This window comes from Streptomyces sp. NPDC079020, assembly GCF_044542225.1.
Taxonomy (GTDB): domain Bacteria; phylum Actinomycetota; class Actinomycetes; order Streptomycetales; family Streptomycetaceae; genus Streptomyces.
On record NZ_JBITUB010000002.1, the window covers coordinates 166538 to 186468 of the forward strand.

At 71.9% G+C, this 19931-nt stretch carries 15 protein-coding genes; 9 read left to right on the plus strand and 6 right to left on the minus strand.

The window, feature by feature from the left end; all coding sequences use genetic code 11:
* The first annotated feature begins 2 nt into the window (after nt 1-2).
* Entirely contained in the window at nt 3-1448 is a 1446-nt protein-coding gene (locus ACIGJO_RS04730) for a maltokinase (RefSeq protein WP_399952095.1), read from the plus strand.
* A 61-nt stretch (nt 1449-1509) separates the two neighbouring features.
* The gene (gene glgB / locus ACIGJO_RS04735; protein ID WP_399952097.1) at nt 1510-3957 is read left to right on the plus strand and encodes a 1,4-alpha-glucan branching enzyme; all 2448 of its coding nucleotides are present in this window, start codon (nt 1510-1512) and stop codon (nt 3955-3957) included.
* Nucleotides 3958-4160: 203 nt separating this feature from the next.
* Here glgB and trxA read toward each other — a convergent pair whose 3' ends face one another.
* The 4 genes from trxA to ACIGJO_RS04755 all read right to left on the minus strand — a co-directional run bounded on the left by trxA (nt 4161) and on the right by ACIGJO_RS04755 (nt 7837).
* Nucleotides 4161-4508, minus strand: a complete 348-nt coding sequence (gene trxA / locus ACIGJO_RS04740) for a thioredoxin (protein WP_399952099.1) — start codon at nt 4506-4508, stop codon at nt 4161-4163.
* Nucleotides 4509-4511: 3 nt separating this feature from the next.
* Nucleotides 4512-4916: a MerR family transcriptional regulator gene (locus ACIGJO_RS04745; RefSeq protein WP_399952101.1), complete on the minus strand. Its 405-nt coding sequence runs from the start codon at nt 4914-4916 to the stop codon at nt 4512-4514.
* 136 nt (nt 4917-5052) lie between these two features.
* Nucleotides 5053-6336 (minus strand): peptidase, encoded by a 1284-nt coding sequence (locus tag ACIGJO_RS04750; RefSeq protein WP_399952103.1) that lies wholly within the window; start codon nt 6334-6336, stop codon nt 5053-5055.
* 139 nt (nt 6337-6475) lie between these two features.
* A complete protein-coding gene (locus ACIGJO_RS04755; RefSeq protein WP_399952105.1) occupies nt 6476-7837 on the minus strand; it encodes a cation:dicarboxylate symporter family transporter in 1362 nt (453 codons plus the stop codon).
* A 158-nt stretch (nt 7838-7995) separates the two neighbouring features.
* Here ACIGJO_RS04755 and ACIGJO_RS04760 point away from each other — a divergent pair, with 158 nt between their 5' ends.
* The 6 genes from ACIGJO_RS04760 to ACIGJO_RS04785 all read left to right on the plus strand — a co-directional run bounded on the left by ACIGJO_RS04760 (nt 7996) and on the right by ACIGJO_RS04785 (nt 14957).
* Nucleotides 7996-10002 (plus strand): ATP-binding protein, encoded by a 2007-nt coding sequence (locus ACIGJO_RS04760; protein ID WP_399952107.1) that lies wholly within the window; start codon nt 7996-7998, stop codon nt 10000-10002.
* Entirely contained in the window at nt 9999-10673 is a 675-nt protein-coding gene (locus ACIGJO_RS04765; RefSeq protein WP_399952109.1) for a response regulator, read from the plus strand. The genes ACIGJO_RS04760 and ACIGJO_RS04765 overlap by 4 nt, the downstream gene beginning before the upstream one ends.
* Before the next feature lie 110 nt (nt 10674-10783).
* Nucleotides 10784-12145 (plus strand): ABC transporter substrate-binding protein, encoded by a 1362-nt coding sequence (locus ACIGJO_RS04770; protein ID WP_399952111.1) that lies wholly within the window; start codon nt 10784-10786, stop codon nt 12143-12145.
* A gap of 251 nt (nt 12146-12396) precedes the next feature.
* A complete protein-coding gene (locus ACIGJO_RS04775; protein ID WP_399952113.1) occupies nt 12397-13242 on the plus strand; it encodes a carbohydrate ABC transporter permease in 846 nt (281 codons plus the stop codon).
* A complete protein-coding gene (locus ACIGJO_RS04780; protein WP_399952116.1) occupies nt 13242-14069 on the plus strand; it encodes a carbohydrate ABC transporter permease in 828 nt (275 codons plus the stop codon). Before ACIGJO_RS04775 ends, ACIGJO_RS04780 begins: the two co-directional genes overlap by 1 nt.
* 246 nt (nt 14070-14315) lie before the next feature.
* On the plus strand, nt 14316-14957 hold the full coding sequence (locus ACIGJO_RS04785; protein WP_399953194.1) for an XRE family transcriptional regulator: 642 nt from the start codon (nt 14316-14318) through the stop codon (nt 14955-14957).
* Between the two features lie 101 nt (nt 14958-15058).
* Here ACIGJO_RS04785 and ACIGJO_RS04790 read toward each other — a convergent pair whose 3' ends face one another.
* Both ACIGJO_RS04790 and ACIGJO_RS04795 read right to left on the minus strand, forming a co-directional pair.
* Nucleotides 15059-16222 carry a helix-turn-helix domain-containing protein gene (locus ACIGJO_RS04790; protein WP_399952118.1) on the minus strand — a complete coding sequence of 388 codons (1164 nt, stop codon included), beginning with the start codon at nt 16220-16222 and terminating at the stop codon, nt 15059-15061.
* Between the two features lie 241 nt (nt 16223-16463).
* On the minus strand, nt 16464-17489 hold the full coding sequence (locus tag ACIGJO_RS04795) for an ATP-dependent 6-phosphofructokinase (RefSeq protein ID WP_329945973.1): 1026 nt from the start codon (nt 17487-17489) through the stop codon (nt 16464-16466).
* A gap of 367 nt (nt 17490-17856) precedes the next feature.
* Between ACIGJO_RS04795 and pta the strand changes: the two genes are divergently transcribed.
* Nucleotides 17857-19929, plus strand: a complete 2073-nt coding sequence (gene pta / locus ACIGJO_RS04800; protein WP_399952121.1) for a phosphate acetyltransferase — start codon at nt 17857-17859, stop codon at nt 19927-19929.
* Nucleotides 19930-19931: the final 2 nt, after the last annotated feature.

Here is a 19931-nt window from a genome sequence, read left to right on the forward strand (position 1 = left end):
CCATGTCGGAGGCTGCATCCACTCACGTCGCCCTGGCGAAGAGCACGAGGAAGAGCGCGCGAAACAGCACGACGAAGCACGGTCCGAGGCCGGGCGCTCCGGCGGACGGAGCACTGCTGCCGTCCCTCGCCCCCCTGCTCCATGAATGGCTGCCCCGGCAGCGGTGGTTCGCCGGCAAGGGAGCGCCGGTCACCGGCTTCTCCCTCGTGTCGGCGACCGAGATGCTGCCGGTGGACGGCACCGGCCCCGGTCTGATCCATCTGCTCGTCCAGGTCCAGCAGCCGTCCCTGTCCGCCCGCCCCGCCGACGACTGCTACCAACTCCTGCTCGGCGTAAGACAATCGCTGCCTCCACGGCTCGCGTCCGCGCTGATCGGCGGGGTGACGCAGGGGCCGCTGGCCGGCCGCACCGTGTACGACGGACTGCACGACCCACGCCTGACCGGCCTGCTGCTGGAACGATTCCGCCGACCCGGTTCCCTCGGCCCCCTCCGCTTCGAGCGGACCGCCCCGGTCCCGGCCGGGCTCGCCCCGCGGGTGCTGGACACCGAGCAGTCCAACTCCTCGCTCGTCTACGGCGACGCGTACATCCTCAAGATCTTCCGGCGGGTCTTCCCCGGCACCAACCCCGACCTGGAGCTGCCGCTCGCGCTGACCCGCGAGGGGTGCGGCCGGGTGCCGGCCCCGGTCGCGTGGTTCGAGGCCGCCACTCGCGAACCCCTCACCCTGGGGGTGCTCCAGCCCTTTCTGCGCGGCGCCCGGGACGGCTGGCAGCTGGCCCTGGCCGCGCTGGCCGAAGGCCGCGACTTCGTTCCCGAGGCGCGGGCGCTGGGCCGGGCCACGGCCGAGGTGCACACCGCGCTCGCCACCGCCCTGCCGACTCCCTCGCTGCAGGGCCCGCAGACCACGCACCTCGTCGCCCGGATGAAGCGACGACTGGAGGCGGCGGCGCAGGCGGTGCCGGACCTCGTGCCGTACGTCCCCGGGCTGCACACCTCGTTCGACGCCGTCACGGCCCTCGGGCACCAGGGCCGCAACTGGGCCGCCCAGCGGATCCACGGCGATCTGCACCTCGGCCAGACGCTCCGGGCCGACGACGGTTTCTGGTCACTGATCGACTTCGAGGGCGAGCCGTCCCGCCCCCTCCCGGAGCGCCGCCGCCCGCAGCCACCGGTACGCGATGTCGCGGGCATGCTCCGTTCCTTCGACTACGCGGCCCGCTCGCACCACCCCTGGAACGCGGAGTGGGCGGCCCGCTGCCGTGCCGCGTACTGCGAGGGCTACGCGGAGGCCTCGGGCGCCGATCCGCGCAGCGAACCGGAGCTGCTGCGCGCCCATGAGACCGACAAGGCGGTGTACGAGGTGCTGTACGAGGCCCGGCACCGCCCCGGCTGGCTGCCGGTCCCGATGGCCGCCATCCACCGTCTGGCCACGGCTCCCACGGCCTGAACCGCCCTGGCCCCCCTCCACGCCCCTGGTTCCCCGACACCCTCCAAGGAGGCAGTCCCCCGTGACCGCCCGCAAGCCGTCCCGCAAGCCGTCCCGTTCGCGCAAGCCCGCCGAGTCGGTCGAGGCCGCCGTCGAAGCCGTCGTCGAGTTCGCCCGGGCCGCCGAGCCCGCCGAGCCCGTTCAGGCCGTCGAGGGCATCGAGGTCGCGCCCGTTCAGGCCGTCGAGTTCACCGAGGCCGTCGAGGCCGCGTCCGTTCGGCGGCCCGCACCCACCGCCGCCCCGCCCCGGCCCCGACGCGGTGGGGGCGGGGCGGGTGTCCGGCCGGCCCCGCCCCTGGACGGCGGGGAACGGGCCCGGCTGCTGGCCGGTGAGCACCACGCGCCGCACGATCTGCTCGGGGCGCATCTGACCCGGAGCGGGGTGGTCCTGCGGGTGCTGCGCCCGTTCGCCCGAGCGGTCACGGTGCTCGGCAAGGGCCTGCGGGCCGAACTGCACGAGGACGGGGACGGCTTCTTCTCCGGGATCCTGCCGATGCCCGCGGTGCCCGACTACCGGCTCCACGTGACCTACGAGGACAACGAGACCGAGGCGCAGGACCCGTACCGCTTCCTGCCCGCGCTCGGTGATCTCGATCTGCATCTGATCGGCGAGGGACGGCACGAGGAGCTGTGGACGGCGCTCGGCGCCCGGCCCATGGAGCACCAGGGAGTCACGGGGACCCGGTTCACCCTGTGGGCGCCGAACGCTCGCGGGGTGCGGGTGAGCGGCGACTTCAACTACTGGGACGGCACGGGCTTCCCGATGCGTTCGCTCGGCTCCACGGGGGTGTGGGAGCTGTTCCTGCCCGCCGTCGGTGAGGGCGCCCTGTACAAGTTCGACATCTGCCGCCCCGATGGTACGCACACCCTGCGGGCCGACCCGATGGCCCGGCACGCCGAGGTGCCGCCCGCCAACGCCTCGGTGGTCACTGCCTCGCACCACCAGTGGCAGGACGCCGAGTGGATGGCGCACCGGGGCGACCGCCCGGTGCACGAGGCACCGTTCTCGGTCTACGAGGTTCATCTGCCGTCCTGGCGACCGGGCCTGACGTATCGTCAGCTCGCCGACCAGCTGCCTTCCTACGTCAAGGACCTGGGCTTCACGCATGTGGAGCTGATGCCGGTCTCCGAGCACCCCTTCGGCGGCTCCTGGGGCTATCAGGTCACGGGATTCTTCGCGCCGACCTCGCGCCTGGGGACGCCGGACGACTTCCGGTTCCTGGTGGACGCGCTGCACGGGGCGGGCATCGGCGTGATCGCCGACTGGGTGCCCGCGCACTTCCCGCGCGACGACTGGGCACTGGCGGAGTTCGACGGGCGCGCGCTGTACGAGCACTCGGACCCCGCACGGGCCGCGCATCCGGACTGGGGAACGCTGGAGTTCGACTTCGGGCGCAAGGAGGTGCGCAACTTCCTGGTCTCCAACGCCACTTACTGGTGCGAGGAGTTCCACATCGACGGGCTGCGGGTGGACGCCGTCGCCTCGATGCTTTATCTCGACTACTCCCGCGAGGACGGCGAGTGGTCGCCGAACGAGCGCGGCGGCCGGGAGAATCTGGACGCCGTCGCCTTCCTCCAGGAGATGAACGCGACCGTGTACCGGCGCAACCCCGGGGTCGTCACCATCGCCGAGGAGTCCACCGCCTGGGACGGTGTCACCCGCGCCACGCACCATGCGGGCCCCGGCGGCTTCGGCGGTCTCGGCTTCGGGCTGAAGTGGAACATGGGCTGGATGCACGACTCGCTCGGCTACGTGGAGAAGGAGCCGGTGCACCGCAAGTACCACCACGGGGAGATGACGTTCTCCATGGTGTACGCCTACAGCGAGAACTACGTCCTGCCGATCTCGCACGACGAGGTGGTGCACGGAAAGCGCTCGCTGGTCAGCAAGATGCCGGGCGACTGGTGGCAGCAGCGGGCCAACCACCGGGCCTACCTGGGCTTCATGTGGGCGCACCCCGGAAAGCAACTCCTCTTCATGGGGCAGGAGTTCGCCCAGGGAGCCGAGTGGTCCGAGGGCCACGGCCCGGACTGGTGGCTGCTCGACCCGTCGTACGGGGCGTCGGCCGACCACCGTGGCGTACGCACCCTGGTCGGCGACCTGAACGCGGTCTACGGCGCGCTGCCCGCCCTCTGGCAGTGCGACACGGTGCCGGAGGGCTTCAGCTGGGTGGACGGCGGCGCGTCCGAGGACAACGTGTTCGCGTTCCTGCGGTTCGACGCGGACGGCTCACCGCTGCTCGCGGTCTCCCACTTCTCCCCCGCCGTACGGCACGACTACCGCCTCGGCGTCCCCGAGGCGCCGGACGCCTGGGTGGAGGTACTGAACACGGACGCGGTCCGCTACGGCGGGGGCGGTGTGCGCAACGAGGAACCGGTGAAGCCGGAGGCGGTGGCCGCGCACGGCAGACGGGCCAGCGTCACGGTGACGCTGCCGCCGCTGGCGACGGTATGGTTCCGCCCCGCCTGACCCACCGGACCGCCTGGCCTACCGGACCGCCTGCCCCACCGCCCCGCCTGCCCCACCGGACCGCCGGACACCCCGCCCCGCCTGACCCACCGGACCGCGGACACCCCGGACACACGGCCCGCCGGCGCCGCCGACCACAGCTGCTCGTCCGGGGAGCAGCTGTGGTGGCTCCTGCCGGGGGAGCCGGTACGGTGGCCGGCCGGTCAGACCCGGAGCTCGAACACGTCCTCCAGCTCCTGGAGCAGTCGCCGCTTCGGGCGGGCACCCACCATCGACTTCACCGGTTCGCCCGCGCGGAACACCATCAGGGTCGGCATCGACAGGACTCCGTACCGCGCGGTGATGCCCGGGTTGTGGTCGACGTCGAGCTGGACGACCTTGAGGCGGTCGGCGTCCTCCTGGGCGATCTGGCTCAGGACCGGGGCGATCTGGCGGCAGGGGCCGCACCAGTCGGCGGTGAACTGCACCAGGACGGGGCGGTCCGTGGCCGCCAGAACCTCTCGGCCGAAGGTCTCATCGGTGACCTCGGCGACACCTTCTGCGTGGATCATCTGTCATCCTCCCCATTCACAACGTGGTTCCGGACCGCCGGGCAGTTCGGCGGACGCTTCGAGCTCTGCCCGTGCGAGCTGTGCGCCGACTTCGCCGCGGACCGTCCGCAACTGTTCGATCAGCGCGTCGAGTTCGTCGAGCTTGCGCCGGTAGACGGCGAGCGAGGCGGGGCAGGCGTCACCGGCCGGGTGCCCGGCGCGCAGGCACTCGACGAACGGGCGGGTCTCCTCCAGATCGAACCCGAAGTCCTGGAGGGTCCGGATCTGCCGGAGCATCCGCAGGTCGCCCTCGTCGTAGGTGCGGTAGCCGTTCACCGCACGCCGCGCGCGGAGCAGTCCGCGTGACTCGTAGTAGCGGAGAGTCCGTGTCGTCGTCCCGGCCCGCTCGGCCAGCTCACCGATTCGCATGACATGAACGTAATCCTTGACGCCGACGTCAAGGCAAGCACCGGATCCGCTGACTCTCCGTGAGCATGCGAGCGGCCGGTACGGAAGTGGTTCCCGTACCGGCCGCGGCGTGTCCCCGGAGCCGGGGCGCCGCTCCCTATCTCTGTGCCGCCGGGCGCCTGCGCACCGCGTAGAGGATCCCGCCGCCGGCGACCAGCGCCGCTGCCGCCGCGCCGATCAGCGGCCCGGTGGAGGTGGCCCCGGTCGCCGCCAGGTCGCCGCCCGCCGTCGTCTGCGAGCCGGTGCTGCCGGTGCTGCCGGTGGAGGAGCCGCCGGTGCTGCTGGTGGAACCGCCGGTGGAGGAGGAACCGGACGAGCCGCCCGTGCTGCCGGTGGCGCCTCCGGTGGACGAGGAGCCGGACGAACCGCCGGTGGACGAGGAGCCGCCCGTACCGCCCGAACCGGCATCGATCACGATCTCGGCGGTGTCATTGGCCGGGTTGCGGTCGAAGGGCCGGGCCTTCCCGGTGAACGTCACCTTGCCCACCGCGTTGTCCACGGCCTTGTCGATCCGGAGCACGAAGGAGTACGTCTCGCCGGTGTTCTCGTCGACCCAGGACTGCGAGGTCCCGCACCGGTAGTGCGACGTGGTCACCTTGTGGCAGAAGCCGTCCGGCTTCACCACCGACGTCCCGGCCGGTATCCGGATGTCGACGGTCGCGGCCCCCTGGCCCTGTTCGAGGTAGACCCAGGCCGGTCCCTTGTTGATGAACTTCACGTCGGCCGTGACCTTGTCACCCACCTTGCCGGTGAGCTTCTCCCCGGTCAGCGCGTAGTCGGCGGTGTTGTCGGAGGTGACGTCGGTGACGGCGTACCGCTCGGGGTGCTTCTCGCGGTCGGCCTCGTCGGCCGGGCCCTTCTCCACCAGCTTCAGCGGGGCGCCCGTGCCCGGTACGGGGTCGGAGCCACCGTCGCCGGAGGGGTCCGGCTCGGTGCCGGTCACCGTCATGTAGACATCGTCGTACATCGCGCTGTCCAGTGCCTTGAGCCCGACCGGCCGCTCGGGGGCATAGACGACACCGGGCTTCAGCGGCTGGTCGATCGCGCAGACCGCGTAGTGCGAGTCCGGGTTCTCGTCGTGGGAGTAGGTGGTCCCGTACTCGCAGTTGGAGTACGAGTCGGCGGGGCGGAGCCCCGGCGAAACGGCGTAGGAGACCCAGACCTTCGCCACCTCCTCGGTCCCCTTGTTCAGCACCGAGAACGGCATGCCGAAGCCGCCGCCGGGCTCGGCTCCGGTGATCCGGGCGAGGTTCCCGATCCCGATGTCGGGCTCGTCCTCATCGGCGAGCGCCGGTGTGGCGCCCAGCCCGGTCAGGGCGACGGCGGCGAGGACATGGGCTCCCCCGCGCAGCATGCGGCGGCCGGTACGGGTCTGGTTCATACGGGTCCCCTGTGTGTGACGCGTGGTCGGATCTCGTTGCTGTACGGAAGACAGCTGCCCTCCCCCAGGGGTTGTACCGCCGCCCCGGCGCGCCCGCCGGGGCGGGTGCGCCGGGGCGGGTGCGCCGGTGTCCGGAGTGTCAGACCTTCGCCGGCAGCTTGTCGTCCCCGCGCTGCTCCGGGACGTCCGCCGTCGCCGCCGGGGCGTGGTCGTCGACGAGCGTCCTCTCGTCGAACGGGACCCGCCCGGCGAGGACCTGCTCGACGCGGTCCTTGTCGATCTCCTTGGTCCAGGTGCCGACCAGGACCGTGGCGACCGCGTTGCCCGCGAAGTTCGTCAGGGCGCGGGCCTCGCTCATGAAGCGGTCGATACCGACGATCAGGCCGACGCCGTCGACCAGGTCGGGGCGGTGCGACTGGAGGCCGCCCGCGAGGGTGGCGAGACCGGCGCCCGTGACGCCCGCAGCGCCCTTCGAGGCGATCACCATGAAGACCAGGAGCGAGATCTGCTCGCCCGCGCTCAGCGGGTCCCCCATCGCGTTGGCGATGAAGAGGGAGGACATCGTGAGGTAGATCGCGGTGCCGTCGAGGTTGAAGGAGTAGCCGGTCGGCACCGTGATGCCGACGACGGGCTTGCTGACGCCGAGGTGCTCCATCTTCGCGATCAGCCGGGGAAGCGCCGACTCGGAGGACGAGGTGGAAAGGATCAGCAGGAACTCTCGTCCCAGGTACTTCAGCAGCGAGATCAGGTTGACCCCGGCGACCAGCCTCAGGATCGTGCCGAGCACCACGAAGACGAACAGCGCGCAGGTGACGTAGAAGCCGATCATGATGATCGCGAGGGACTTCAGCGCGTCCAGACCGGTCTCGCCCACCACTGCCGCCATGGCACCGAAGGCGCCGACGGGCGCCGCCCACATGATCATGGCGAGGATGCGGAAGACGAGGCGCTGGATGTGGCCGATGCCGCGCAGGACCGGTTCGCCGGCGGGCCCCATGGCCTGGAGCGCGAAGCCCGCGAGGAGCGCGACCAACAGCGTCTGGAGCACTTCACCCGCGGTGAAGGCGGAGACCATGGTGGTCGGGATGATGCCGAGCAGGAAGTCGACGGTCGACTCGCTCGCTCCCGCCGCCTGCTTCTCGCCCGCCGCGCGGGCCGCCTCGGTGAGGTGGAGGCCCGAGCCGGGCTCCAGGATGTTGCCGACGACCAGGCCGATCGCGAGAGCGACCGTCGACATGACCAGGAAGTAACCGAGCGCGAGCCCTCCGACGGCACCGACCTTGGCGGCCTTGCGGACCGAGCCGACGCCCAGCACGATCGTGCAGAAGATGATGGGCGAGATCATCATCTTGATCAGGTTCACGAAGCCGGTCCCGATCGGCTTCAGCTCCACGGCGACCCCGGGGGCCACGAAGCCCACGAGAATGCCGAGAACCACGGCACCGATCACGGCGATGTACAGATAATGGGTTCGGTCCCGCTGTGCGGCTGACACTGCCACGGGGGCCTCCTCGGCTCGGTCGTGGGCGCACCCCGTCCCTGGGGGCTCCGGTGACTATCCACCTCCCTGTGACCCCGGTCACCGTTGCGTTCATATCGTTCACAGCCGCTTTCCGGCCACCCGATGAGCGGCCGGCCGGGGCAGGCAGACTGGGTGCCATGCGCCTTCCCCGTACCCGCCCCCGCAGCCTGGCCGGCCAGCTCTTCGCCATGCAGGTCGTGCTGGTGGCCGCCGTGGTCGCCGGGTGCGCGGTCTTCGCGTATGCCTCCGGCAGCGCGCAGGCCGAGGAGACAGCCGCACGGCAGGTGCGGGCGGCCGCACTGGCGGTGGCCGGTTCTCCCTCCGTACGGGAGGCCATCCGCACCCCGGACCCGTCCGCCGCGCTCCAGCCGTACGCGGAACAGGTGCGCGAGGAGACCGGGATCGCCTTCGTCACGATCATGGACCCGAAGGGCGTGCGCTGGACCCACCCGGACTCCGGGCTGATCGGCGACACCTTCCTGGGCCACACCGAGCAGGCGCTGCGCGGCGAGACGTTCACGGAGACGTACACCGGCACGCTCGGCCCCTCGATCCGGGTGGTGACCCCGGTCCGGGACGGCGGCGGGATCACCGGACTGGTCAGCGCGGGCATTACGGTGGAGCGGGTCTCCACCCAGGTACGGGACCAGCTGGGCGCGCTGGGGCTCGCGGCGGGCGGGGCCCTGGCGCTCGGCGGGCTCGGCACCTATGTGATCAACGCCCGGCTGCGGCGGCACACCCACGGCATGAACGCCACCGAGCTGAGCCGCCTCCACGACTACCACCAGGCCACGCTGCACGCGGTGCGCGAGGGGCTGCTGATGCTGGACGGGCGGCGCCGGATCGCGTTGATCAACGACGCGGGCCGGGAGCTGCTGGGGCTCGCGCCGGGCGCGGTCGGGCGGACGGTCGCCGAACTGGCGCTGCCGGCCCCGCTGACCGGGGCCCTGCTGGCCTCCGAACCACGTGTCGACGAACTCCATCTGACGGCGGACCGGTTGATCGTGGTCAACACCCGTCCGGTGGTGGGCGGGGAACAGCGCGGCACGGTGGTGACGCTGCGGGACCACACCGAGTTGCAGGCGCTGTCGGGCGAGCTGGACTCGGAGCGCGGTTTCACCCAGGCGCTGCGCTCCCAGGCGCACGAGGCGGCGAACCGGCTGCACACGGTCGTGTCGCTGATCGAGCTGGGCCGGGTGGACGAGGCGGTGGGCTTCGCGACGGCGGAGCTGGAGCTGGCGCAGGAGCTGACCGACCGGGTCGTGGGCGCCGTCGCGGAACCGGTGCTGGCCGCGCTGCTCCTGGGCAAGGCCTCGCAGGCGCACGAGCGGGGTGTGGAGCTGGTGCTGGCGGACGACAGCCTGATCGACGACGGAGCGCTGCCGGCCCGCCCGGCGCAGCGCGATCTGGTGACGATCCTGGGCAATCTGATCGACAACGCGGTGGACGCGGCCTCGGAGGCGGCGAGCGGAGAACCGGAGAAGCGCCCGGCCCCGGACTGCGCCGCGGAACCGGGACACGGTGCGGGACCAGGGGCGGGGGTCGGTGCCGGACCGGGAGCCGGTTCCGGGCCGGAGCACGGTGCGGGACCAGGGGCCGGTTCCGGGCCGGAGCACGGTGCGGGACCGGGGGCCGGTTCCGGGCCGGAGCACGGTGCGGGACCAGGGGCCGGTATCGAACCAGAGCACGGTGCCGGACCGGAGCACGGTGCCGGACCGGAGCACGGTGCCGGACCGGAGCACGGTGCCGGACCGGGAACCGGTAACGGATCGGGAACCGGCCATGTCCCAGCGCCGACCCGGGCTCCCGCTCCCGTACCCGCCCCGCGGGCCTCCTCACGTGCCCGGGTCACCGTGACCGCCCGCGCCGTCGACGGTCTGCTCCTGCTGCGTGTGGCCGACACCGGGGCGGGCATCGGCCCGGACGACGCGGCCGAGGTGTTCCGGCGGGGCTGGTCGACGCGCGGCGCCGGGCGTGGGCTCGGGCTCGCGCTGGTGCGGCAGGCCGCGCACCGCAACGGCGGCACGGTCGAGCTGGACCGGGGCCCGGACGGCGGGGCACGGTTCACGGTGCGGCTGCCGCTCGGCGGCCGTACGCGGAGCCCCGGCGACAACGCACGTGACACGAAGGAGGTCGGCCCGTGATCCGGGTACTGGTCGTGGAGGACGATCCGGTGGCCGCCGACGCCCATCAGCTGTACGTGGAGCGGGTCCCGGGCTTCGAGGTGGCGGCGGTGGCGCACACGCGGGCGGAGGCGGTGCGCGCGCTGGAGCGTACGCCGGTGGATCTGCTGCTGCTGGATCTGTATCTGCCCGACGGGCACGGGCTCCAGCTGCTGCGGGCCCTGCGGGCCGCCGGTCATGGTGCCGATGTGATCGCCGTGACGTCGGCGCGTGATCTCGCGGTGGTCCGCGAGGGTGTGTCGCTCGGGGTGGTGCAGTACGTGCTGAAGCCGTTCACGTACCCCACCCTGCGCGACCGGCTGGTGCGGTACGCGGAGTTCCGCGCGGCGGCCGGGGAGGCCAGCGGGCAGGAAGAGGTCGACCGGGCGCTGGGGGCGCTGCGCGTCGCGCATCCGGCCGCGCTCCCCAAGGGCCTGAGCGGTCCGACGCTGGAGGCGGTGACCCGGGTGCTGCGGGCGGCCCCGGTCGGGGTGACGGCCGCCGCCACCGGGGAGGAGCTGGGGATCTCACGGATCACCGCGCGCCGTTACCTGGAGCATCTGGTGACGGTGGGCAGCGCCGCACGGCGCCCGCACTACGGACAGGTGGGGCGCCCGGAACTGCACTACCGGTGGCTGGCGCAGGGGCGCTGACCCAACGGGCCCCGGGGCACAACAAGCGCTTGCCGCACGGGCATTGACCTCTTCGACGGGCCGGACCTACGGTCGCGGTCAGCCCTCGTGGCCATGAGGAGGTCGTGCCCGTGCGCCCCACCGCCCCGCTGATCCTCGCCGCCGCAGCCATCGTGCTCGCCGCCGGTTCGCTCACCGCCTGTTCCTCCGGCTCCGGCCGTGACCCGGACACCGTGAAGGTCGCGTACAACCGCTCCACGGACAACAAGATCCGCTTCAAGGACGAGCACTTCCGCTCCGTGAAGGAGCAGTTCGAGAAGGAACACCCCGGCAAGAAGGTCGAGTTGGTGCCGATCCAGGCGCCGGACAACGACTACGCCACCAAGGCGCAGCAGATGATGCGCTCGCCGAGGACGGCCCCGGACCTGGTCTACGAGGACACGTTCCGGATCAGCTCCGACATCGAGGCGGGGTATCTGCGGCCCCTGGATCCGTATCTGGCGAAGTGGGACAGCTGGGACCGGTTCGTGGACACGGCGAAGACCGCGGCCAGGGCGGAGGACGGCCGGACGTACGGCATCCCCGACGGCACCGACACCCGCGCCCTCTGGTTCAACAAGGAGATCTTCGCGAGGGCGGGGCTGCCGGCCGACTGGCAGCCGAAGAACTGGGAGGAGGTCCTGGACGCCGCACGCACCGTGAAGAAGAAGGTCCCCGGCGTCATCCCGCTGAACGTGTACACGGGAAAGGGGCCGGGCGAGGCGGCGGTGATGCAGGGCTTCGAGATGCTGCTGTACGGGACGGGCGCGGACCCCCTCTACGATGCGACGGCCAAGAAGTGGGTGGCGGGCAGCCAGGGCTTCAAGGACGCGCTCGCCTTCGTGGAGACGGTGTACGGGGAGAAGCTCGGCCCGGACCCCTCGGACGCCCTGGACCCGAACATCGGCACCAAGGTGGCCACCGAGTGGTTCCCCGAGGGGAAGCTCGCGATCTCGCTGGACGGCTCCTGGATGGGGCAGAACTGGATCAACGGCGGGCCGAGGGCGTGGCCCGAGTGGGAGACGGCGCTCGGCCAGGCCCCGATGCCGACGCAGCACGGCCGGGCGCCCGGGAGGGTGTCGATGTCCGGCGGCTGGGCCTGGGCCATCCCGCGGAAGGCGAAGAACCCCGACCTGGCCTGGGAGTTCATCAAGACGCTGCAGACGGCCGAGAACGCGGTCAGGTGGGATGTGGTGGGTGCGCAGATCGCCGTCCGGGAGGACGTGGCCCGGGACCCGGAGTATCTGAGGTCCATGCCGGGCATCACGTTCTTCACCGCGCTGGTCGGCCACACCCACTACCGTCCGGCACTGCCCGCCTATCCGCAGGTGTCGACGGCGATCGGCGAGGCGATGGAGAAGGTGACGACGGGGGACGGCTCGCCCGGGTCGGCGGCGAAGGAGTACGACGAGCAGCTGAGGACGATCGTCGGCGACGCGGTCGTCGGCGGGTGACCGGGACCGGGATAGGCGGCACGGCGGACGGCGCGCTCCCCCGACGGAAGCGGCGTCCAGGCACACAAGGCCCCGACGGACACCGGACCGGGACCGGCGGCACGACGGACGGCGCGCTCCCCCGACGGGAGCGGCAGCCGGGCACACAAGGCCCCGACGGACACCGGGCCGGGACCGGCGGCACGACGGACGGCGCGCTCCCCCGACGGGAGCGGCAGCCGGGCACACAAGGCCCCGACGGACACCGGCGGGTGGTGCGGTGGCTGCCCCTCGCCCCCGCCACGGCACTGCTGCTGCTCTTCCTCGCCGGACCCATCGGCTATTGCGTGTGGATCGCGTTCACCGACACCCGGCTGACCGGTGCGTCCGGCTCCTCCTTCGTCGGCTTCGACAACTTCCGCCGGGCGTTCGCCGACGACGGCTTCCGCAACGCCGTCCTGCTCACCCTCGTCTTCACCTTCCTGTCCTCGATCGTCGGCCAGAACAGCCTCGGCCTGGCACTGGCGGGACTGATGCGGGCCGCGTCCCGTCCCGTCCGTACAGCGACGGGCGCGCTCGTCATCGCGTCCTGGGTGCTGCCGGAGATCGTGGCGGCGTTCCTGCTGTACGCCTTCTTCCGCCGCGAGGGCACCCTGAACATGATTCTGGGCTGGCTCCATCTGCCGTCCCAGAACTGGCTGTTCACGCTGCCCATCCTGGCCGTTTCCTTCGCGAACGTGTGGCGCGGCACGGCGTTCTCGATGCTGATCTACTCGGCGGCGCTCTCCGAGATCCCGCAGGAGATCAGGGAGGCCGCCGCGGTCGACGGGGCGAGCGGGCCGCGCAGGCTGTGGCATGTCACGCTGCCGATGATCCGCCGTTCCATCGGCACGAATCTGATGCTGAACACCCTCTCCACGCTGTCCGTCTTCGGGCTGATCTGGGCTATGACCCGGGGCGGGCCGGGCAATCGCAGCCAGACCCTCCCGGTGTTCATGTACGACCAGGCGTTCGTGAACAGCCTGATCGGTTACGGGACGGCGGTCGCCCTGCTGCTGCTCCTGGTCGGCGCGCTGTTCTCCGTCGTCTATCTGCGGCTGATGAAGGTGGAGGTGTGATGACGGCCCGCCGTACCCGGGCCCGGCTCGCGGCCGACGGGGCGCTGCTGCTGGTGGGCGCGTCCTTCGCGCTGCCGCTGCTGTGGCTGCTGTTCGCCTCGCTGGACAGCGGGGCGAACCTGCGGGTGAGACCCCCGCGATCGCCGACGACGGCCAACTTCGAGGCGGTGCTCACCGACGAGATCACCTTCACACCGATGCTCAACAGCCTGCTGCTGTGCGGCGGTGCGACCCTGCTGACAGTGGTGTGCGCGGTGCTCGCGGCGTATCCGCTCTCCCGCCACCGCTCCCGCTTCAACCGGCCGTTCCTGCTGGCCGTCCTGTTCACGACGTGTCTGCCGATCACCGCGATCATGGTCCCGGTGTACGGGCTCTTCGTCCAGGTGGACCTGATCGACACGATGCACGGCACGGCGCTGTTCCTCGCCACGTCCCAACTGCCGTTCGCCATCTGGCTGATGAAGAACTTCATGGACGGCGTACCGAAGGTCCTGGAGGAGGCGGCCTGGACCGACGGGGCATCCGTGCCCCAGGCCCTGTGGCGGGTGGTGCTCCCGCTGATGGGGCCGGGCGTGGGGGTGGTGACGATCTACACCTTCATCATGCTCTGGGGGAACTTCTTCGTCCCCTTCATGCTGCTGCTCTCTCCCGAGCAGCTGCCCGCGTCCGTCTCGGTCTTCACGTTCTTCGGCAACCACGGCTCGGTGATCTACGGGCAGCTGGCAGCGTTCTCGATCCTGTACTCCACCCCCGTGCTGCTCCTGTACTTCCTGATCTCGCGCAGACTGGGCGGCGGGTTCGCACTGGGCGGCGCGGTCAAGGGGTGACGGTGGCCGCCGGGGTGACGGTGGCCGCCGGGGTAACGGGTACTACCGGGGCCACCGGGGTGACGGTGCTGATGAGGGTCGCGGGGGGCCCGAACAGGCCCGGTTCGTCCTAGGAGGTTCCCACGAAGCACGTTCTGGGCGGAACGTACCGTAGCCAGGCCCGTTCCCGACTTCTACGGTGGGGCCGTGCACCCCACCCCGCCCTTCAGCTCCCCCGCCGCGCGCCGACTCCGCGAGGCTCTGGGAATGGCACCCGGTCATGTCGCCTACGGTCTCGCCGCGCAGTACGGGCTCCGCGTCAGCGCCGAGACGGTGATCGCCTGGGAGCGCGGGGCGGCGACGCCGACCGAGCGGGAACTCACGGCGCTCGCCGGGGTGCTGTGGTGCGCACCGGGCGAACTGCTGGCCGCGGCCTCCACGTTGCGGGAGCACCGGATGGCCCGGGACCTCTCGGTCGACGACCTGGCCCGACAGCTCGGGATGAACGCGTCGGCGTATCTGCGGATGGAGGAGTCGGGCCGCTGGCGGGGCAACGAGCGGCAGTCCGCCGCGCTGCGCGAGGCGCTGGACCTGTCGGCGGCGCAGTTCCTCACGGCGGCGGGCCGCGACGAGGAGCTGGCGGCGCTGCTGCGCAGCGCTCTGACGACGCGCTGGCAGGCGTATGTGCGCCCGGTGTCCAAACTCGTCCCGCTGGACCGTCGCCTGGTCCAGGACGTGCTGGAACAGCTGCACGCCGACTACCGGTCGCTGATGGTGTCGACGCTGAGCTGGAGCAGTACCGGTGAGGAACGGTCGGGAGCCACGGGGGACGCGGGGCGCGCGTTCCTGGCGCGGGTCGTCGACCAGTTCTGGCGGACGGCGGGCGTGCAGCGCCGCTCCGGGATCTGATCGGTTCCGCGGGCCCGAACCGGCGTGTGGTCCCGGGCCCGGCACCCGATCGTGCGGGCCCCGGGCGCTGGGCCCCGGCCCGCCGGCCGTCGGCCGCCCCGTCAGGCCGGGTCGAAGGAGAACAGCAGCCCGTCGTTGCGCCCCTCGCAGCTCAGCTGCACCGCCTGCGCGCCCCGGTCCTCGACCGCGTCGTCGATCCCGGCGCAGAGGCCGGTGTGCGTGGGGCGCAGGCGGTAGCCGCGTACGGGGTCGCCGACGGGTTCCACCCAGAACGCCTCCGCCTCCCCGCGTTTGCCGCACTCCTGGTCCTGCAGCGCGGCGCCGATCTCCGTCCCGCCGTCCCAGACGCCGGTGCAACCGGGCCCGTAGTCGGGGTGATCGGTCTCCAGCCGCCAGACGCTGTCGCCCATCGGCCTCAGGGCGAACCCGGGGACGGACGCCGAGGCGCACGGCACCTGGTAGAGACGGCCACTGCGGTTGTCCCGCTCGGCGAGGCAGATCCCGGAGTGCACGGCCCGGATCTTCACCGGACCCGGGGCAGGAGCGCTGAGCGGGGGCACCTTCTCCCCGTCCTTGACGAGAAGGACGACGCTCACCGTCGCGGCGGCGAGCACCGCGACGCCGGCGGTGGCCACGAGGGCCGTCCGTCTCCGGCGTCGACGGCGATCAGTGGGCACGGGTGCGGGTGCGGAGAGGTGTGCGGAGACGGGTGCGGAGACGGGTGCGGGTGCGGGTGCGGGTGTGGAGACGGGTGCCGGTGCGGACGCGCCCGGCTCGGGCGAGGCCACCACGTCCACAGGGTCCGTCGCCTCCGCGGCGGCGCCCGCGGGATCCGCGGCGCGCAAGGAGTCCGCCGCGCCCGCATGTTCCACCGCGCCCGCGCTGTCCGCCGCGCCCGCATGTTCCGGCGCGCCCGCATGCTCCCGCGTGCCCGCGTCGGCCCGCGCGCCCGCGGCTGTCTCCGGGGCGAAGGGCGCCCCCGGCACCACGATCTCCTTGCGCGCCGCAAGCCAGCGTTCGGTCTCCTCGGGGGCGCAGCCGCAGGCGCGGACGAAGGCGGTGAGCAGCTCCTCCCTGGGTATCGTCGCGCGGCTCAGCATGTTCGCGATCGTGGAGCGGGGCAGGACGTCGCCGACCGCCTCGGCGCGGTCGGCCAGCTCCCGGAAGGTCAGCCCCGACGCGTCCTTCAGCGCGCGCAGCAGCGCCACGAACTCGGCCGGGCCCCGCGCTCCCCGTGGATCCGGAATCCTGCCCTCGACGACCATGCCCTGTGTCCTCTCCCCTGCACGGGTCCGCGCCGAAGCCACCGGACCTCATCTGACCTGGCTCTCGGACAGAGTTGGGACATGTCCGGGACAAGGCCAAGCCTTGTTGATCCGGGTCGTGGGCTCAAGAGTGGATTGCGGCACATACCGGCGGGGGAACGGTGAGCGGCCCTGACCGTCCACGGGGGGACAGTCAGGGCCGCTGGTGCTGCCCCGGGCCGGAGCACGGGCGCGGAATCGGTCAGAAGACCGACTCGGCCTCGTACATCCGGTCCGCGGGCACCGTCTTCAGCCGGGTGACCGCGTCGGCGAGCGGCACCATCTCGATCGCGTTTCCACGCAAGGCCGTCATCCGGCCGAATTCGCCGCGGTGCGCGGCCTCGACCGCGTTCCAGCCGAACCGGGTCGCGAGCACCCGGTCGTACGCGGTCGGCGTGCCGCCGCGCTGGACATGGCCGAGAATGACCGGCCGGGCCTCCTTGCCGAGCCGGGACTCCAGCTCGACGGCGAGGCGGTTGCCGATGCCCTGGAAACGCTCATGGCCGTACTGGTCGATCTCGCCCTTGGCGTACGGCATGGAGCCCTCGGCCGGGTGCGCGCCCTCGGCGACGCAGATGACGGCGAACTTCTTGCCGCGGGCGAAGCGCTCCTCGACCATCTTGACCAGATCGTCGACCTGGAAGGGCCGCTCGGGCAGGCAGATGCCGTGCGCACCGCCCGCCATTCCGGACTCCAGCGCGATCCAGCCCGCGTGCCGGCCCATCACCTCGACGACCATGACCCGCTGGTGCGATTCGGCGGTGGTCTTGAGCCGGTCTATGGCCTCGGTGGCGACGCCCACCGCGGTGTCGAAGCCGAAGGTGCGGTCGGTGGCGGAGATGTCGTTGTCGATGGTCTTCGGTACGCCGACGACCGGCATGCCCGCGTCGGACAACATCCGGGCCGCGGTGAGCGTGCCCTCGCCGCCGATCGGGATGAGCGCGTCGATGCCGTAACGGCGGCTCAGCTCGTCGCAGTTCTCGGCGGCTTCGCGCAGCCGGTCGCGCTCCAGCCGGGCCGATCCGAGGATGGTGCCGCCGCGGGCCAGGATGCCGCTGACCGCGTTGAGGTCGAGCGGGCGGAAGTGGCCGTCGAGCAGTCCCTTGAACCCGTCCTCGAATCCGATGACTTCATCGCCGTGACCCACGACGGCGCGGTGCACGACCGACCGGATCACTGCGTTCAGGCCTGGGCAGTCGCCGCCTGCGGTGAGAATTCCGATGCGCATCGTGCTGTGTCTCCTGCTCGCTAGTGCCGCGCTGTTCGGGGGCCAGCCGATGAATCCCCCGTACCGTGAGCCGTGACGATTGTCCCACGCCGGGTCCGGACCCCGCGCTTTCGGCTACTCCAGCGGGCGCGCAACGGGACAACCGGGGGCGAAGGACCGGTCCGGCCGGGGCCGGACGTCCCACCGCCCCGGGACCTTGTGTCCGGGCGGCGCGGGACTTCGGACCCGACCTTCGAGCACCCCTCGGCCCGGACCCCGCTCCGGGCCCCGAGAATGGGTCACTCCGGCGGGCGGCGTAGTCGCCCGCGCAGGTATCGTCAAGAGGCAATGCCAGCCAAATCTGCCCAATAAGGACGGGAGAGCACGCGTGGCGCGCAGCGTGTACGTGACCGGGATCGACCGGGGAGACGGCCGTCAGGTCGTCGAGCTGGGAGTCATGGAGCTTCTGACGCGTCAGGTGGACCGGGTCGGGGTCTTCCGTCCGCTGGTCCATGACGGTCCCGACCCGCTCTTCGAGCTGCTGCGGGCCCGCTACCGGCTCTCCCAGCTCCCCGCCGACGTCTACGGCCTGGACTACCACGAGGCCGCGGCGATCCAGGCGGAACAGGGTACCGACGAACTGGTCTCCCGGCTCGTCGAGGGATTCCACCGGGTGGCCCGGGAGTACGAGGTGGTGCTGGTCCTCGGCAGCGACTTCGCCGCCACCCAGCTGCCCGACGAACTGGCGCTCAACGCACGCCTGGCCAACGAGTTCGGCGCCTCGGTGATCGCGGTGGTCGGGGGCAAGGGGCAGACCGCGGAGTCCGTACGCTCGGAGACCCGCAACGCCTACCGCGCGTACGCCGGGCTCGGCTGCGACGTCCTGTCGATGGTGGTGAACCGGGTCGCGTCCGAGGACCGCGAGATCATCGCCGAACGGCTCGCGGCCCGGCTGCCCGTCCCGGTCTCGGTGCTCCCGGACGATCCGGCGCTCTCGGCGCCCACCGTCGCCCAGATCTCCGCCGCGCTGGACGGCACGGTGCTGCTCGGCGACGACGCGGGCCTGGCCAGGGACGCGCTGGACTTCGTCTTCGGCGGCGCGATGCTGCCGAATCTGCTGAACGCGCTGACCCCGGGCTGCCTGGTCGTCACCCCCGGGGACCGGGCGGACCTGGTGGTGGGCTCGCTGGCCGCGCACAGCGCGGGCACCCCGCCCATCGCGGGCGTACTGCTGACCCTGGACGAGCAGCCCGGCGAGGAGATACTCACGCTGGCCGCACGGCTCGCACCGGGCACCCCGGTCGTCTCGGTGGCCGACGGCTCGTTCCCGACGGCCGGGAAACTCTTCGCGCTGGAAGGAAAGTTGAACGCGGCCACCCCCCGGAAGGCGGAGACCGCGCTCGGCCTCTTCGAGCGGCATGTGGACACCGCCGGGCTGCTGGACCGGATCTCGGTGGCCCGCAGCGGCCGGGTGACACCGATGATGTTCGAGCACGAGCTGCTGGAGCAGGCCCGCGCGGACCGGCGCCGGGTGGTGCTGCCCGAGGGCACCGAGGAGCGCGTACTGCGCGCCACCGATGTGCTGCTGCGCCGCGACGTCTGCGAGCTGACCCTCCTCGGCGATGTCGACGTGATCCGCAAGAAGGCCGCGGACCTCGGCATCGATCTCGCCGGGACACAGCTCATCGACCCGCAGACCTCGGAACTGCGCCAGAGCTTCGCGGAACGGTACGCGGCGCTGCGCGCGCACCGCGGGGTGACGGTGGAGCTGGCGTACGACGTCGTCGCCGATGTGAACTACTTCGGCACCCTGATGGTGCAGGAGGGTCTGGCCGACGGGATGGTCTCCGGTTCGGTGCACTCCACCGCGGCGACGATCCGCCCGGCCTTCGAGATCATCAAGACGAAGCCGGACGCCTCGATCGTCTCCTCCGTCTTCTTCATGTGCCTGGCCGACAAGGTGCTCGTGTACGGCGACTGCGCGGTCAATCCCGACCCGGACGCGGAGCAGCTCGCGGACATCGCCGTGCAGTCGGCGGCGACCGCCGCGCGGTTCGGGGTGACGCCCCGGATCGCGATGCTGTCGTACTCGACGGGCACCTCGGGCTCCGGGGCGGACGTCGACAAAGTGCGGGAGGCGACGGAGCGGGTACGGGCCTCCCGGCCGGACCTGAACGTCGAGGGCCCGATCCAGTACGACGCGGCGGTCGAACCGTCCGTGGCGGCGACGAAGATGCCCGGCTCCGAGGTGGCGGGCCAGGCGACCGTACTGATCTTCCCGGACCTGAACACCGGCAACAACACCTACAAGGCCGTGCAGCGCTCGGCGGGCGCGGTGGCCGTCGGCCCGGTGCTCCAGGGCCTGCGCAAGCCGGTCAACGACCTGTCGCGCGGCGCGCTCGTCCAGGACATCGTCAACACGGTGGCCATCACGGCGATCCAGGCGCAGGGCGAGGAGTGAAC